The sequence below is a fragment of the Ochrobactrum teleogrylli genome (assembly GCF_037482325.1).
Classification (GTDB): domain Bacteria; phylum Pseudomonadota; class Alphaproteobacteria; order Rhizobiales; family Rhizobiaceae; genus Brucella; species Brucella teleogrylli.
Genome location: NZ_JBBHKQ010000001.1, coordinates 1,288,893 through 1,305,003, shown reverse-complemented (window position 1 = coordinate 1,305,003; position 16,111 = coordinate 1,288,893). Strand labels below are relative to the sequence as shown.

Genomic DNA, 16,111 nt, shown 5'->3' with positions numbered 1-16,111 from the left:
GTGCAGCATATGAAAAAGATCATCACTATCGGCGAAATCGTCGTCGAGATCATGGCCGTGGAAACCGGCAACGGTTTCAAATCCGCCATCCCGTTGATCGGCCCGTTCGCCTCCGGCGCGCCCGCGATCTTCATCGATCAGGCGGCCAAGATGGGCCAGCCTTGCGGCATGGTCAGCGCGGTCGGCAATGACGATTTCGGCGCGCTCAATGTCGAGCGCCTGCAAAACGACGGCGTGGATATTTCGGCCATCGGCGTGCATCCGACAGCCGCCACCGGCAGCGCCTTCGTGCGCTATCGCCCTGATGGCAATCGCGACTTCATCTTCAACATCAAGCACAGCGCATGCAGCGCGATTGGCCTGACACCAGAAGCTGAAACGCTGATCGAGACCGCCGATCATCTGCATATCATGGGTTCGGCCCTGTTCTCCGATGGCATCGTCTCGGCGATCCACGAGGCGACAATCCGCATCAAGGCGAAGGGCGGCACAGTGTCCTTCGACCCGAATATCCGCAAGGAAATGCTGGAATTGCCGGGCATGCGTCAGGCACTGGCCCATGCTCTGGAAAACACCGACCTGTTCATGCCGAGCGGCCCGGAAATTTTCCTCTTCACCAAGGCGACCGAGGAAAAGGCAGCCGTGGAAGAGCTGCTGGCGCGGGGTGTCAAAGCCGTTGTGGTCAAGCGCGGCGCGGAAGGCGCCAGCTATTTCGACCAGTCCGGTGAAGTTTTCGCGCCTGCTTTCAAGGTCGATGAAATCGACCCAACCGGCGCGGGCGACAGTTTTGGCGCGGCATTCGTCACCTGCTGGCTGCGCGACATGGCCCCGAAGGAAGCTCTTGTCATCGCTAATGCCACCGGCGCACGCGCCGTCGGCGTCAAGGGACCGATGGAAGGCACCTCGACCATGGCTGAAATTGTAGCCTTCCTGCAGAAAAACGGAGTTCCAGCATGAGCAGCACGAACGTTCTGAGCGCACTTCCCGCCCGTTATGCAAGCGGCGTTCGCGGTGGCATCACGTCGATCTGCTCTGCGCATCCCCTGGTGATCGAAGCAGCCCTCCTCGAAGGCACCGCGACCGAGACCGACGTGCTGATTGAGGCCACCTGCAATCAGGTCAATCAGGATGGCGGCTACACAGGCATGACGCCTGCCGACTTCCGCCGCTTCGTGGAAGACATCGCCGCGCGCGTCGGCTTCGACACCAAGCGGCTTATTCTGGGCGGCGACCATCTCGGCCCCAACCCGTGGAAACATCTGCCAGCCGAAGAAGCCCTTGCGAAGTCGGATGTCATGATCGACGCCTTCGTGCGCGCAGGCTTCACCAAAATCCATCTCGATACGTCGATGGGCTGCGCTGGCGAGCCAGTCGCGCTGCCTGATGCAGTGACCGCCGAGCGCGCTGCGCGTCTCGCCAAGGTTTCCGAAACGGCGGCCCGCGAAGCCGGATATGACCTGCCGGTCTATATCATCGGCACGGAAGTCCCTATTCCGGGCGGTGCGATGGAAGAAATCGAAGAGCTGGAACTGACCAAACCGGGTGCGGCGGTCGAAACCGTGGCCATTCACCGCAAAGCTTTTGCAGCACTCGGACTGGAAGACGCCTTTTCCCGCGCCATCGGTGTTGTGGTGCAGCCGGGTGTCGAATTCGGCAATGAGAACGTCGTCTTCTACAACAGCGAAAAAGCGACGGCTTTAAGCGCTGTTCTGAGCGAAATGCCGCAATTCGTGTTCGAAGCCCATTCGACCGATTACCAGCCGGTGGAAGCGCTTTCCGATCTCGTGCACGACGGTTTCGCTATTCTGAAAGTCGGCCCTGGCCTGACTTTTGCACTGCGCGAGGCGCTTTATGGTCTCGACCAGATTGCGGCATTCCTCGACAAGCTGCCGGAGGAAGAAACCCTGCGCGGCAAGATGGAAGCGCTGCTTCTGGCCGAGCCGAAGAACTGGGAAAAATATTATCACGGCGACGCGGAAGAGCTGCGGCTGCAACGCCATTTCTCCTATAGCGACCGCATTCGCTATTACTGGCCGCACCCGGCGGCAACCGCCGCCGTCGATGCGCTTTTGAAGCGCCTGGAAGGTCGCAAGATACCCGAAACGCTGATCAGCCAATATCTCGGCACGCTTTATCCGGCTGTCGCCTCGGGTGCGGTCGAAGCCACGCCGCATGCGCTGATGGTCGAAGCCGTCCGCAATGTCGTACGCACTTACGGCAAGGCTGTCGCCTAATTCCCGGAACAGCTTGCGCCGTGCGGCGCAAGCTGTTGGTCTATTTTTCCGGCGCAAGCCGCGCCAGAAAATCGTCGCACCAGCGTGTGACGTCATGGGTTTTCAGAAAATTCATCATGCCGTTAAAGCGTTCCTGCCGTTCTTCCAGCGGCATGGACAGCGCCCGCGCAATCGCATAGGCAACGGCTTCCGTATCATAGGGATTGACCAGAACCGCACCGTCCAGTTCCTGCGCGGCACCGGCAAAGCGTGAAAGCACAAGCACGCCGGGATCATCCGGGTCCTGCGCCGCGACATATTCCTTCGCCACGAGATTCATGCCATCGCGCAGCGGCGTGACCAGCCCCACTTTCGCCAGACGATAAAGCCCGGCCAGCACATCGCGATTGAGAGACCGGTTGATATAGCGGATCGGCGTCCAGTCGAAGGTGGCGTTCGCCCCGTTGATGCGCCCGGCCATTTCCGCCACTTCCCGCTGCATATCCTTATATTCCGGCACTTCGGTGCGAGACTTCGGCGTCACCTGCAAAAAGGTGACATGGCCGCGATTGACCGGATCGATTTTCAGAAAATTCTCGAAAGCTTCAAGCCGGTTGGTGATCCCCTTGGAATAATCCAGCCGGTCGACGCCGATGATCAGATCGCGCCCGCTCATGCTGTCCCGCATGCGCTTTACGGAACTGCTGTTTTGCGTCTTCATCGCAATCTCGGCAAAGGCTTCGGTTTCGATGCCGATACCAAAACTGTCCACGCTAAAGCTGCGCCCGAAAGCCTCGAAGCGCCGGGGTTCAATCTGTTTGCCGATCTTTTCCCGCCGCAGACCCCCGATGAAATTCTCCACATCGTTTTCCGTCTGGAAACCGACGAGATCGTAATAGGTCAAACCGCGAATGATCGCCTCATGCACCGGAAGCGTCAAAAGCAGATCGGCTGGAGGCCATGGAATATGCATGAAAAAGCCGATGCGATTTTCCACCCCGCAGCGCCGCAATTCTTCGGCCAGCGGGATCAGGTGATAATCATGCACCCAGATTGTGTCGTCGGGCTCGATTAGCGGCAGCAATTGCTGCGCGAACAGCCGGTTGACCCGAAAATAGCCCGCCATATCCTTGCGGGTATAGTCTATGAGGTCCAGCCGGTAATGGCAGAGCGGCCATAGCATGCGATTAGCGAAGCCGGCGTAGTATTCGTCGATATCTTTCTTTTGCAGGCTTAGCAGCGCATAGCTGATCGGCCCGACCTGTTTCGTTTCCAGTTGATGTGTCTCTCTGCCGGACAGTGTCTCACCGGACCAGCCGAACCAGACACCCCCTCTGACATTCAAGGCCGCCTGCAAGGCGACGGCCAATCCTCCTGCCGGGGCTTTTCCCTGCTTATCCGGCAGGGGAACGCGGTTGGAAACCACGACAAGGCGTCCCACTCCATTCTCCTTTCATCGTGTTAGAGCGCGTTTCGATCTGATTGAAGCAGATCGGCGCTCTAACATTTTTGTTTTTACGCACATCTTATCCGAAAACCGTTTCACACTTTTCGGGATGTGCTCTATTGCGTGCCCGCCATTTTGATCACCCAAGCCCGCAAGGCTTCCGGCGAGGCAACCGCGTCCGTGGACAGGTCGCTGATCGCTTCGCCCACGGCAATGCCCATTCCGCCCAAATCCATCGCCGCTTGCAGCATCGGTATATCCGTCAGATCGTCCCCGAACGCGACCGGAAGACGCCCGGCAAAGGCCTCGCTCTGCATCAGGCGGCGCAGAGCGGCGCCCTTGTCGCCATGGCGCGAACGCAGTTCGAAAACGAATTTCCCAGCCTGAACCCGCCAGTCGGGACCGGCCAGTTTTTCCGCCGCATCGATCAATTCACGCGCAATGTCTTCCTTCTCGGGCGCAAGCCTGAAGTGAACTGCGATCGCATTGCCTTTATCTTCCAGCAGAAGCCCGGCAATACCGGATTGCGTCTCACGAATAAAATCCTTGGCGCGCGCGAATTCTTCGCCCGGCTCCAGCTTTTCGACCTGCCCCGACGGCAGCCGGAACTCGGTGCCGTGCAATGCCGCGATAGCGCCTGAATAGGAAGGGAAACGCTTTGCCACGAAATCCAGCGGACGGCCCGTCATCAGCGCCACTGCGCCGGACAAACGCTCGCGCAATTTTTCCAAGGCGGTCACCAACGCGGGATCGACAACGACGCCGTCCGGCGTTGGTGCGATATCCAGCAGGGTTCCGTCGATATCGAAGAAAAGCGCATAACCGGAATGCTCCGGCGATAATGCCGCAAGCGAAATTCTCTCTGAATGGATCGTGGAGAGGTGCATAGGTTCCAAACCGAATACCCCGTCAAAAGTTCCACAATTCCACAATCTTATCCGCTAGCTTATGCGGTTTTCCGATCACGCCATGCGCGGCGTTTTCCGTTTGAACAGCACGGCAGCCAGACCGAGGATCAGCGTGCCCGCGATGAACAGGAAGGCTGCGGCGGCAATCGCCGGGCTGATGTTTTCGCGGATGGTGGAAAACATCTGTCGCGCCAGCGTGCGCTGGTTGGGACCGGCGACGAACAGCGTCAGCACAACCTCATCCAGCGACGTGGCGAAGGCCAGCACCGCGCCCGAAACCACGCCCGGCATGGCGAGCGGCAACGTCACCCGGCGAAACACAGTCAGCGGCGATGCTCCGAGACTTTCCGCCGCAAGCTCCACTCGCCGGTCAATGCCCGCCAGTGCGCCGGTGACGCTCACCATCACAAAGGGGATCGACACCACCGTATGCGCGACGATGACCCCGAAATAGGAATTGGCGATGCCGAGCCGCACGAACAGCAATTGCATGCCGACGCCCATCACCACCGCAGGCACCACCATCGGGAGCAGAAACAGCGTGCGGATTGGACCGGACAGGAACAGCGCCCGATTGCGCAGGCCAAGGGCCGCCATAGTGCCAAGAACCGTTGCCAGCGTCATGGTGCCAAAGCCGATGATCAGGCTGTTGACGATGGCGCGCCGCCAGGCATCGGCTGTTGCCAGTTCCTCGAACCAGCGCATCGACCAGCTTGGCACCGGATAGGTGAGGAACACGCTTGAGGTGAAGGCCAGCGGCAGGATGGCGAATAAGGGCGCGACCAGAAAAAGGACAGCGGCCACGCCGAACACGATCTTGACGGAGCGTCCCATGGTTATGCCCTCCCCGGCTTTTCGTTGGTCAGGCGACCATAGACCGCATAGAGCAGCAGGCAGACAACCAGCAGCACCATACCCAGCGCGCCAGCCATGCCCCAATTGGCCGAGCCGGTGGCATAATAGGCGATGATCGAGCTGATCATCTGGTCGCTCGGACCGCCGATCAGTGCCGGTGTGATGTAATAACCAATGGCGCTCATGAAGACGAGCAACATGCCGGACAGGATGCCGCGCATGCTGAGCGGCAGCAGAACGCGCAGGAACGCCCGCCATGGCGGCGCACCCAGCGAAGCGGCGGCAGGCATCAGATTGTTCGGGATGGACACCAGCACGCTGTAGATCGGCAAAACCATGAACGGCAAAAGCACATGCGTCATGGCGATGATCACGCCCATCCGGTTGAAGATCAGCGGCAGTGGCCCGTTGGTGAGACCGAGCCAGATCAGCGTGTCGTTGATCAACCCCTTGTCCTGCAACAGAATGAACCATGCCGCCGTCCGCACCAGAAGCGACGTCCAGAGCGGCAGAAGCACGGCTGCAAAAAGGGCGCTTTTCACCCAGCCCGTGGCGGAAGCCAGCAACACCGCATAGGGATAACCGATGGCGGCGCAGGCCAGCGTGACCAGTGCGGCGATCCAGAATGTGCGCAGCATGATGGCGCGATTGGCCGACGTGCCCGCGGCCATGGAAACAATCTCGCCTGAACTGTCGCGTTCCATATCCACCGCCGCCAGCAGATTGCGGTCTGTGGTGGGGGACAGCGCATTGGCAATGGCCCGCCAATATTGTGGCTGGCTCCAGCGTTTATCGACTGCTTCCAGATCAAGCGCCGGATCGTCTTTCTCGATGGCTGTAAGCGTCTTGCTCATCAATGTGCGAAAGCCCGACTGGGCGCTGTTCAGGCGCCGCACCATATCGCCGACCGCCTGCTGATCGGTGGATGCCCTGAGATCGGCAACTAGCGCCTGTTTCATCTCCGGTGTCGGACCCGATTGACCGTCCCAACCGGCGACGGCCTCCGCCGTTTGCGGCAGAACCCGCAGCACCGCCGTGTCGGAGATTGCCTGTTTCATCATCACGCCAAGCGGCCACAGGAAAAACAGCGCAATGAAGATCAAAAGCGGCGCGATGAGCAGAACCGAGCGTGTGCTTTTGGCGGAGAGAACCGTCATGCGACAATTGTCCAGCAATCGGCTGCATTGAAATGCGCCACCACATCGACGCCCGGTTGCCATTCGCGCGCCTTACGGTCGAGGCGCACAATGAAATGATGCGCCTTGTCATCCAGCTGGATGCGCAGATGATCGCCCTGATAAACACTATCGGTCACGCGTGTGCTGAGATTATTGTCGGCCTTGGCCTCGCCGCCCAGTTCGATCCGCTCCGGGCGGATGGAAAGCAGCACATCTTGCCCCGGCGTCAGCGCGCCGGATGATGAGGCGTTCAACTCGGCGCCGTTCTTGAGGCGGATCAACGTTTTCGTTCCATCGACACGCTCCACCTTGCCTTCGGCCAGATTGGTTTCACCAATGAATTCTGCCACGAAACGGGTCTTGGGCTCGTCGTAGATTTCGCGCGGCGAGCCGATCTGTTCGATCTGTCCCTTGTTGAACACGGCGATACGGTCCGACATGGTCAGCGCCTCGCTCTGGTCATGTGTCACGAAAACGATGGTCAAACCGAGGCGGTTGTGGAGCGCGCGGATATCGAGCTGCATCTGTTCGCGCAATTGCTTGTCGAGCGCGCCAAGCGGCTCGTCCATCAGCACCACGCCCGGTTCGAAAACCAGCGCACGGGCCAAAGCCACACGCTGTTGCTGCCCGCCGGAAAGCTGCGACGGCTTGCGCTCGCGCATGGTTGAAAGCTGCACCATATCCAGCACTTTTGCGACCTTGTCGGATATCTCCGCCTTGCCAAGCCCGCGCATCTGCAATGGGAATGCTATGTTCTCGCCGACGCTCATGTGGGGAAACAGCGCATAGTTCTGGAACACGACGCCCATATTGCGCTTGTAGGATGGAACATCGTTGATCGACTTGCCATCGACGACAAGCTTGCCGCCGCTCGGGCTTTCAAAGCCAGCGAGCATCATCAAAAGCGTGGTCTTGCCCGAACCGGATGGCCCAAGCAAACTGACGAACTCGCCGCGTGCTATATCGAGGTTGAGCCCGTCTATGACTTTGAAATCGGCGTAGGATTTACTGATATTCTCAAATCGAATTCGATAGTCCGTCAATGAATCACTCCAGTTGCCGGCATCGGAATATCCCGTCCACCCGATGGAGCGGGTTCAGTTTTAACGGAACCGCTCTATCTCTTTGTTATCTCGGCAGACGGGATGGCGATGGGTGTTCTCAGGCTAACCCGTTTACTGCGCCAGCCAGGCGTTGAAGCGCTTCGTCAGCTCTTCCGAATTGTCGATCCAGAAATCGACATTGAGCGGAATCGCATCCGTCATATTGGCTTCCGCCGTTGGCAGATCGGCTGCGAATTCCGCCGGAACCTTGCTCGCGGCGTCCTTGTTCGGCAGACCATAGGCTACATATTTCGGCAGCTTGACCTGATTTTCCGGTTCGCTGGTAAACGCGATGAAATCCATGCCAGCGTCCTTGTTTTCGGCGTCCTTCAGGACGACCCAGCTATCGACGGCATAGATGCTACCCGGCCATACAACCTTGAAATTCTTGCCTTCGGCGCGGTTGATACCGGTGATGCGACCGTTATAGGCCGAAGCCATTACAACTTCGTCGGAAGCCAGCAATTGCAGCGGCTGCGCCCCTGCTTCCCACCACACGATATTCGGCTTCAACTCTTCGAGCTTCTTGAAGGCGCGGTCAACGCCTTCTGGCGTGCCCAGCACATCATAGACTTCATCCTTCTTGACGCCATCGGCGAGTAGAGCGAATTCCAGCGTGTACTTTGCGCCCTTGCGCAACGAGCGCTTGCCGGGGAACTTCTTTACATCCCAGAAATCCGCCCAGGACTTGGGGCCGTCCTTCAGCTTGTCGCCATTATAGGCAATGGCCGTGGACCAGACGATGGCGCCAATACCGCAATCATTGACCGCGCTGTCGAGGAACTTGTCCTTGCCGCCAAGCTTGTCCCAGTCGATCTTTTCATAAAGACCATCGGCACAGCCGAGCGCCAGTTCCTCGGCTTCCACCTGCACCACATCCCAATTGGGCTTGCCAGCCTTCACCTTGGCCTGAACGACACCATAACCGCCGTCCCATGATTCATCGAGCAGCGGCTTTCCGGTCTTTTCCGAAAACGGCTTGAAATAGATTTCGCGCTGCGCATCCTGATAGTTGCCGCCCCAGGAGACGACGGTCAGATCGCGCGCGGCAGCAGGCGCGGCATGAAAACCGGCCACAGTTGCAAGAAGTGCACCGGCATAGGCAAGGCGTGCCATTTTCATAATGTTATTTCCCCATTTGTTTCGACAGGTTCATCCTGCCGTAGTTGTAATGGGAACCATGCTAGCCCGATCATTTGTTGCGGGCAATAAGCTATTATCAGCCATAAGCGAAAGTGTTACGCACCGCTGACCGTGGCCTGATCTATGTCTTCTGCGCCAGAATCTTATCAATGCGCCGACCATCCATGTCGACAATTTCGAAACGCCAGTCGTCATATTCGAAGCTGTCGCCGACGGACGGCAAATCGCCCAGCTGCAACAGCGCAAATCCGGCAATCGTGTGATAGCCGCGATCTTCCGGGATTTCCGTAAAGCCCAGCCGATGAAAGGCTTCATGGGCCGACATCAGACCGTCGATCAAAAGCGAACCGTCCGTGCGGGTCACGATATCCGGCTCTTCATCATCAATATCGGGTATATCGCCCGCGATGACTTCAAGCAGGTCAGACTGCGTGACAATGCCTTCGAGGATACCATATTCGTCAACCACCACGACCAGCCGTACCGGACTTTTCTTGAAGATTTCCAGCACGCGGAAAATCGGCGTTGCTTCGTGCACCACGACGAGTTCGCGGATCGCCTTCAGTGGATCGACCGCATGACCGTCGAGTACCTGATCCAGCAGGTCTTTCTTGAGAACCATGCCGATGGGTTCATCAATGCTCTGATGGGCGATCAGCAATTGTTCGTGGCGACAGTCGCGGATGGTCTTGAGCATTTGTTCCTGACTGTCATCGGCATCGATCCAGTCGATTTCGCGCCGTGGCGTCATGATATCGCCAACGCGGCGATCACCGATGGTCAGCGCGCGCGCCACCACCTCGCGCTGTGTCATTTCGATCAGCCCGGCCTGCTGGCTGGCTGCAACGAGCAGCTTGATTTCTTCGGGAGAATGAGTCGAACCCTCTCCGTTGCCGGGCTGCAAGCCACACAGGCGCAGCACCAGATTGCCCAGAGCGTTAAGCGTCGAAATGGCGGGCCAGAAGATGAAGGTGAACGCGCCGAGCGGGCGGACGACAAAAAGCGCCGTGCCCTCGCTGCGCTGCAAGGCGAGGCTTTTGGGCGCAAGTTCGCCTAGCACGATATGCAGCGCCGTAATGATGATGAAGGAAATCGCAACCGCGATGGCATGGGAACCGAAGCTTACCCAGTTGGTCGGCAATGCGCCCAAAGCGGGTTCGATCAGATGCGCAAGCGCCGGTTCGCCGATCCAGCCGAGCGCAAGCGATGAAATGGTGATACCAAGCTGGGTGGCCGCCAGATTGGCGTCGAGATGATCAACCGCGCGCATAAGGGCCGAAGCGTTGGTGCGCTTTGCTGCGACCAGTTCAGCCACCCTGCTTTTACGGACCGCGACCAATGAAAATTCAGCGGCAACGAAGAAACCGTTAGCAGCCACCAGAAGAAGAACCGCTACGATACCGATAACATCAGCCCAATACATGCTTGTCCTTATCGCGGGTTGCGACTCTTATTTTTACAGGAACACTATGCATGAGGCTGGGTCGCCGCTCAAGGAACGCTCGAATTTTACTGGCAATTCAATCAGGCGTCAGTCAACCACCGTCACGACTTTTGGCGCTCCGCCAATCGTGCCGATGATATTTGCCGCCGGATAACCCGCAGAGTGGATCATTGCGAGAATGCGCTCAGCCGCATCCGGTGCACAGGAAACAAGCAGCCCGCCCGACGTTTGCGGATCGGTCAACAATTGCTGCTTCCAGAGCGGAGTATCGTCCGCCAGTCGCACGTCATCACCATAACTCGCCCAGTTGCGGGTCGAAGCGCCTGTGATGAAACCTTGTTCCGCAAGACGTGCGGCTTGAGCCAAAAACGGAAGATCACTGTATCGAAGCGTGATGCCGACATTGGACCCCCGCGCCATTTCAAGCGCATGACCGAGAATGCCGAAGCCCGTCACATCGGTGACCGCGTGCACAGCTTCATCCTTGCCAAGTTCCGCGCCGACCCGGTTCAACAAAGTGACGGAGGCCATCATCTCATCGTAACCGGCACCATCAAGAACCTGTTTCTTGAACGCTGCGGAATAGATGCCGACACCGAGCCCCTTGGTCAAAATGAGCGCATCGCCCGGCCTCGCGCCGCTATTCTTGCGCAGATTGGCAAGCTTGCAAGTGCCAACCACCGCCAGCCCGTAGATCGGCTCCGGCGCATCGATCGAATGGCCGCCCGCCACCGGAATTCCGGCTTCTGCGCAGATGCTGGAACCGCCTTTCAGAATATGGCGGATCATTTCGGCAGGCATTTGATTCACCGGCATGCCGAGGATCGCCAGCGCCATGATGGGCGTTCCGCCCATCGCGTAGACGTCGGATATGGCATTGGTTGCCGCAATACGCCCGAAATCGACCGGATCGTCCACCATCGGCATGAAGAAGTCGGTGGTGGCGATCACACAGTTCTCATCGTCAAGCTGCCAGACCGCTGCGTCGTCGCCGGTCTCGGTGCCGACCAGCAGCTGCTTGAAAGGTTGGATGGCGGGCTGATCAGCAAGCAGATTTTGCAACACGGCAGGCGCCAGCTTGCAGCCACAGCCGCCGCCATGCGCCAGAGTGCTGAGACGGATGGGCGATGCGATATCCATAGGTCCTCCTGAACCGAAAGCTGTTCCCGTGATGCTATTTCGTATCAGATCGTGATCTCGCGCGCCGTCATGCTATAACGGAAAGCGTCCGCGTCGAGACAATCGAGCCGCATGCTGGCGACCTCGGCTTGCGGATACATCAGGAAGCCAAGCTCCCCGCTCTGCGCAGATGGCAAATCGATATCGCTGCCATCATTGAAGGCAATCCAGTTGCCTTCCCATGCGCCGAAGAGCTTTTGACGAACGGCAACCACACGCGGATCGTCCGCTGTCAAACCGTCCTTCTCTTCTTCAAGCATGACCTTTCGCACATCGGCCGGATCGGTCGCCACCCAGCCGACGCCATCGAGATAGATTTCAGCACGACAATGTTGCGACTTGGTGATGACCTCGTTCTTTGCGCCAAGGCTCTTGTAACCGAAAGCGGACGGCGCCACCCGCACCCCGTAAAGGTCACGCGCGGGAATGCCAACAGAGCGCACCAGCGCCACGAACAGCGGGTTGAGATCTGCGCATTTGCCGCCAAGATCACCGCTCCTCAACATGGCGACGATATCGCCGTCGCCGCAGCCGCGCGTGGACGCGCGCCGATAGGTGTTGGCGACAACCCAGTCATAGATGCGGCGGGCCTTATCCTGATCACTTGCGGCGTCGCCGACAATCTTGTTTGCGGTCTCCCGAACAATGCCATCCACTGGTGCCAGCCGTGTTCCAGCCAGATATTTTGCGCGCTCGGCCTGTGTCAGCGGCACGGCGGTCGCCGATGCCTCAAGGCTGCTGGCGCGGTCACGGGTCGAGATGAGACTAATGATTTCCGCGGTCGGCGTTTCTTCACCCGGCGCCCATTCGAGATAGAGGAGGCCTACCCCGCTGCGTGGATCGCGATTGATCTGCGCGACCCTGGCATTTGTCGTCCACCGATTGCCTTCCGGGCGGTTCCAGTCATCCGCCTGAAAACCGGCCAAAGGCACCCATGCCCGAATGACATCCTTGGATGCGGTCGGGCTCACAGTTGTCCTGATCTCGAAACTGCGCCAGTTCGATGGCTTGGGCGTAAACGTGCCGTCATCGGCAAAGGCAGGGGCCAAGGCGAAGCCCGGCAGAAGGCTGAGGGCGGCGCAGGCCGCACCGGATTTGAGGAGTTCCCGACGATTCATGACGATCCCCTTTCGTGGCCCCTCTTTAGGAGCCATGAGCTCTGTTTCTTGCGAATATGCGGAGAAAGCGCTGCTGTTGCGCCCGACCTGGAAAGACCAGCGCATGCCAGGAATGATCTGTGATCAAGGCCCCGAAACTCGGGAGCAGCGGAAGAAGTCACGGGCGCAGTCTGCCGTGTTTGTTTAAGTCCGTCAATCAACCAACGAACAAGAGAAAGTCATCGTGAAGATTACATTCATGTATTAATACTTGAGTACGCCTGTCATGTTATATATAAATGGGCTTTGTTATTATATTTTTCGCCCTTCGGTTCGGTTGACAACTTCGTCTTATTGCGGTGAACTGCCAGAGTGAAAGTCAAGCCTGCCCGACAACGTGACCGGGAAGTTTCCCCTGCACGTCGGTTCTGATCATCAGGGAGGTATCGCACGATGAATGTGGAGCTCTCACGCCGCCAGTTTCTGGGCGGAACGGGAGCGGTGGTAGCGGCTTCGGCGCTCGGTTCTTTCGGCTTCGGTGCGGTGGAAACCGCCTATGCCGAATCCATCCGCCCCTTCAAGCTGGCCAATACGACCGAAACCCGGAATACCTGCCCTTACTGCTCCGTAGCCTGCGGCATCATCCTTTATTCCAAGGGTGATCTGCGCAAGGGCGAGAAATCCGACCTGATCCATATCGAGGGCGATACGGACCACCCGACCAATCGCGGCACGCTGTGCCCCAAGGGCGCGGCGCTCAAGGATTTCGTCAAGGCGGAGACACGCCTGAAATATCCGATGGTGCGCGAACCGGGCACCAGTGCATTCAAGCGGATATCATGGGAGGACGCGCTGGACCGGATCGCGCGCCACCTCAAAGATGACCGTGACGCGAATTTCATCGCGAAGAACGAGGCGGGCGTCACCGTCAACCGCTGGACGTCGACGGGCTTTCTCGCCGCATCCGCAACCACCAACGAAACAGCGTTTCTCACCTACAAGGTGGTGCGCAGCACAGGCATAGTCGCATTCGATAATCAGGCACGCGTCTGACACGGCCCGACGGTGGCGAGTCTCGCCCCATCATTTGGCCGTGGCGCAATGACCAACGCCTGGACAGACATCAAGAACACTGATCTCATCGTCGTCATGGGCGGCAATGCGGCGGAAGCGCATCCGTGCGGCTTCAAATGGGTGACGGAGGCCAAGGCCAACCGTGGCGCCCGGCTGATCGTCGTCGATCCGCGTTTCACGCGCACGGCATCGGTGGCGGATTATTATTCGCCGATCCGTCAGGGGTCGGATATCGCCTTCCTGCTCGGCGTCATCAACTACTGCATCCAGAATGACAAGGTGCAGTGGGAATATGTGAAGCATTTCACCAATGCCAGCTACATCGTCAAGGATGGCTTCGAATATAAGGACGGGCTTTTCAGCGGCTATGACGAGGAAAAACGCGACTATGATCGCTCAAGTTGGGATTATGTGATCGGCGATGACGGCTATGCCGTTGTGGACGATACGTTGCAGCATCCGCGTTGCGTGTGGAACCTGCTGAAGCAGCATGTGTCCATCTACACGCCGGAAATGGTCGAGCGCATTTGCGGCACGCCGAAGGAGAAATTCCTGAAAGTGGCCGAGATGATCGGCGAATGCTCCTCGCCGACCAAGACCATGACATCCATGTATGCGCTGGGCTGGACGCAACATTCCAAGGGCGCGCAGAACATTCGCGGCATGGCCATGCTGCAACTGATCCTTGGCAATATCGGCGTGCGGGGCGGCGGCATGAATGCGCTGCGCGGCCACTCCAATATTCAGGGTCTGACCGATATCGGCCTGATGTCCAATCTTCTGCCGGGCTATATGAATATCCCGGTCGAGAAGGAGATCGACCTCGACACCTATATGTCGACGCGCAGCTTCAAGCCGCTGCGCCCGAACCAGACAAGCTACTGGCAAAACTACAAGAAGTTCTTCGTGAGCTTCCAGAAATCAATGTGGGGCAGCGCCGCTGTAGCAGAAAACGACTTTGCCTATGACTGGCTGCCGAAGCTGGACGTGCCGAATTATGACGTGTTGCGCATCTTCGACATGATGAACAATGGCAAGGTCAACGGTTATGTCTGTCAGGGCTTCAATCCGCTGATGGCGGTGCCAAACCGCAACAAGCTGACCGCGGCCCTATCGAAGCTGAAATTCCTCGTCACGATGGACCCGCTTGAAACGGAAACATCGCGCTTCTGGGAAAATCACGGCGAGTATAACGACGTCGATACCGCATTAATCCAGACGGAAGTGTTCCAGCTGCCATCCACCTGCTTTGCAGAGGACGAAGGTTCGCTGACCAATTCCGGACGCTGGCTGCAATGGCACTGGCCGGGGGCGACACCGCCCGGTGAGGCGAAGACCGACAACTGGATCATGGCGCAGATCTTCATGCGGCTGAAAGCGCTTTATAGCAAGGAAGGCGGCGCATTCCCCGATCCAATTCTCAATCTGGTCTGGGAGTACAAGGACCCGGAAGAACCGACCGCCGAAGAACTGGCAAAGGAGCTCAACGGCAGCGCCCTGACCACGCTGATGGACCCGACGGACCCGAGCAAGGTGGTGCTGGAGGCAGGCAAACTGCTACCCGGTTTTGCCGTGCTGCGCGATGACGGTTCCACCGCGTCGGGCTGCTGGATCTATTCGGGTTGTTTCACCGAGGCTGGCAACAACATGGCGCGCCGCGACAATCACGATCCTGACGAGACCGGTGCCTATCTCAACTGGTCGTGGGCGTGGCCTGCCAACCGGCGCATCCTCTACAACCGTGCCTCCGCCGATCTCAACGGCAAGGCATGGGACCCGAGCCGTAAGCTCATCGAGTGGGACGGAACCAAATGGACAGGCTATGACGTGCCGGACATCGCGCCGACCGCCAAGCCACAGGAAGTCGGTCCTTTCATCATGAATGCGGAAGGCTCGTCGCGCCTGTTCTGCCGTGGCATGATGCGGGATGGTCCGTTCCCGGCCCATTACGAGCCGTTTGAATCGCCGATCGCCAATGTGGTTGCGCCAAATGTCCGGGGCAATCCGGTGGCCCGCGTCTTCAACAACGACTTCAAGCAGTTCGCCGATACCGCATCCGAGGAGTTCCCCTATGCGGCGACCTCCTATCGCCTGACCGAACACTTCCACTACTGGACCAAGCATGTGCATGTGAATGCCGTGTTGCAGCCGGAATTCTTCGTGGAAATTTCGGAAGAACTGGCCAAGGAAAAGGGCATCGCCAAGGGCGACTGGGTGCGCGTCTGGTCTAAGCGCGGCTCGGTCAAGGCCAAGGCGGTGGTGACCAAACGCATCAAGCCGCTCATCTGCGACGGCAAGACGGTGCATGTGGTCGGCATTCCGCTGCATTGGGGCTTCATGGGCGCTGCCCGCAAGGGCTTCGGCCCGAATTCGCTGACCCCGTTCGTCGGCGACGCAAACATCGAGACGCCGGAATTCAAGGCGTTTCTGGTCAATATCGAGCGCAGCAGCGCGCCTGTTGCTTAGAAGG

General features: G+C 58.6%; 12 protein-coding genes. 3 read left to right on the top strand and 9 right to left on the bottom strand.

Translation table 11 applies throughout. The features are described from left to right. The first annotated feature begins 9 nt into the window (after window positions 1-9). Together WIX40_RS06030 and WIX40_RS06025 are read left to right on the top strand one after the other, a co-directional pair. Window positions 10-957 carry a tagatose kinase gene (locus WIX40_RS06030; protein ID WP_171318016.1) on the top strand — a complete coding sequence of 316 codons (948 nt, stop codon included), beginning with the start codon at window positions 10-12 and terminating at the stop codon, window positions 955-957. Beyond that, window positions 954-2,234 carry a D-tagatose-bisphosphate aldolase, class II, non-catalytic subunit gene (locus WIX40_RS06025; RefSeq protein ID WP_339439196.1) on the top strand — a complete coding sequence of 427 codons (1,281 nt, stop codon included), beginning with the start codon at window positions 954-956 and terminating at the stop codon, window positions 2,232-2,234. Before WIX40_RS06030 ends, WIX40_RS06025 begins: the two co-directional genes overlap by 4 nt. A 40-nt stretch (window positions 2,235-2,274) precedes the next feature. Here WIX40_RS06025 and otsA read toward each other — a convergent pair whose 3' ends face one another. The 9 genes from otsA to WIX40_RS05980 all read right to left on the bottom strand — a co-directional run bounded on the left by otsA (window position 2,275) and on the right by WIX40_RS05980 (window position 12,588). Then, window positions 2,275-3,654, bottom strand: coding sequence for an alpha,alpha-trehalose-phosphate synthase (UDP-forming) (gene otsA, locus WIX40_RS06020; RefSeq protein WP_339439194.1), 1,380 nt, complete (start codon window positions 3,652-3,654; stop codon window positions 2,275-2,277). Window positions 3,655-3,776: 122 nt separating this feature from the next. After that, window positions 3,777-4,547 (bottom strand): trehalose-phosphatase, encoded by a 771-nt coding sequence (gene otsB, locus WIX40_RS06015; RefSeq protein ID WP_339439192.1) that lies wholly within the window; start codon window positions 4,545-4,547, stop codon window positions 3,777-3,779. A gap of 75 nt (window positions 4,548-4,622) precedes the next feature. Then, window positions 4,623-5,402, bottom strand: a complete 780-nt coding sequence (locus WIX40_RS06010) for an ABC transporter permease (RefSeq protein ID WP_121539506.1) — start codon at window positions 5,400-5,402, stop codon at window positions 4,623-4,625. A gap of 2 nt (window positions 5,403-5,404) precedes the next feature. Beyond that, window positions 5,405-6,580 (bottom strand): ABC transporter permease, encoded by a 1,176-nt coding sequence (locus WIX40_RS06005; RefSeq protein WP_140024706.1) that lies wholly within the window; start codon window positions 6,578-6,580, stop codon window positions 5,405-5,407. After that, on the bottom strand, window positions 6,577-7,644 hold the full coding sequence (locus tag WIX40_RS06000; protein ID WP_109366935.1) for an ABC transporter ATP-binding protein: 1,068 nt from the start codon (window positions 7,642-7,644) through the stop codon (window positions 6,577-6,579). Before WIX40_RS06000 ends, WIX40_RS06005 begins: the two co-directional genes overlap by 4 nt. Before the next feature lie 132 nt (window positions 7,645-7,776). Beyond that, window positions 7,777-8,826: an ABC transporter substrate-binding protein gene (locus tag WIX40_RS05995; RefSeq protein WP_339439188.1), complete on the bottom strand. Its 1,050-nt coding sequence runs from the start codon at window positions 8,824-8,826 to the stop codon at window positions 7,777-7,779. Between the two features lie 142 nt (window positions 8,827-8,968). Next, the gene (locus WIX40_RS05990; RefSeq protein ID WP_339439186.1) at window positions 8,969-10,270 is read right to left on the bottom strand and encodes a hemolysin family protein; all 1,302 of its coding nucleotides are present in this window, start codon (window positions 10,268-10,270) and stop codon (window positions 8,969-8,971) included. 108 nt (window positions 10,271-10,378) lie between these two features. Further along, window positions 10,379-11,431: a selenide, water dikinase SelD gene (gene selD / locus WIX40_RS05985; protein ID WP_339439184.1), complete on the bottom strand. Its 1,053-nt coding sequence runs from the start codon at window positions 11,429-11,431 to the stop codon at window positions 10,379-10,381. 44 nt (window positions 11,432-11,475) lie between these two features. Then, complete coding sequence (locus tag WIX40_RS05980; RefSeq protein WP_339439182.1) at window positions 11,476-12,588, bottom strand: transglutaminase-like domain-containing protein; 1,113 nt, start codon at window positions 12,586-12,588, stop codon at window positions 11,476-11,478. Between the two features lie 432 nt (window positions 12,589-13,020). Here WIX40_RS05980 and fdnG point away from each other — a divergent pair, with 432 nt between their 5' ends. Next, window positions 13,021-16,107: a formate dehydrogenase-N subunit alpha gene (fdnG, locus tag WIX40_RS05975; RefSeq protein ID WP_339439180.1), complete on the top strand. Its 3,087-nt coding sequence runs from the start codon at window positions 13,021-13,023 to the stop codon at window positions 16,105-16,107. The last annotated feature ends 4 nt before the right edge of the window (window positions 16,108-16,111 follow it).

Bases quoted from the DNA above. Each gene is read 5' to 3' on its own strand.
- WIX40_RS06030 (WP_171318016.1), top strand. From the start codon at position 10: ATGAAAAAGATCATCACTATCGGCGAAATCGTCGTCGAGATCATGGCC.
- WIX40_RS06025 (WP_339439196.1), top strand. From the start codon at position 954: ATGAGCAGCACGAACGTTCTGAGCGCACTTCCCGCCCGTTATGCAAGC.
- otsB (WP_339439192.1), bottom strand. From the start codon at position 4,547: ATGCACCTCTCCACGATCCATTCAGAGAGAATTTCGCTTGCGGCATTA.
- WIX40_RS06010 (WP_121539506.1), bottom strand. From the start codon at position 5,402: ATGGGACGCTCCGTCAAGATCGTGTTCGGCGTGGCCGCTGTCCTTTTT.
- WIX40_RS06005 (WP_140024706.1), bottom strand. From the start codon at position 6,580: ATGACGGTTCTCTCCGCCAAAAGCACACGCTCGGTTCTGCTCATCGCG.
- WIX40_RS05995 (WP_339439188.1), bottom strand. From the start codon at position 8,826: ATGAAAATGGCACGCCTTGCCTATGCCGGTGCACTTCTTGCAACTGTG.
- WIX40_RS05990 (WP_339439186.1), bottom strand. From the start codon at position 10,270: ATGTATTGGGCTGATGTTATCGGTATCGTAGCGGTTCTTCTTCTGGTG.
- selD (WP_339439184.1), bottom strand. From the start codon at position 11,431: ATGGATATCGCATCGCCCATCCGTCTCAGCACTCTGGCGCATGGCGGC.
- WIX40_RS05980 (WP_339439182.1), bottom strand. From the start codon at position 12,588: ATGAATCGTCGGGAACTCCTCAAATCCGGTGCGGCCTGCGCCGCCCTC.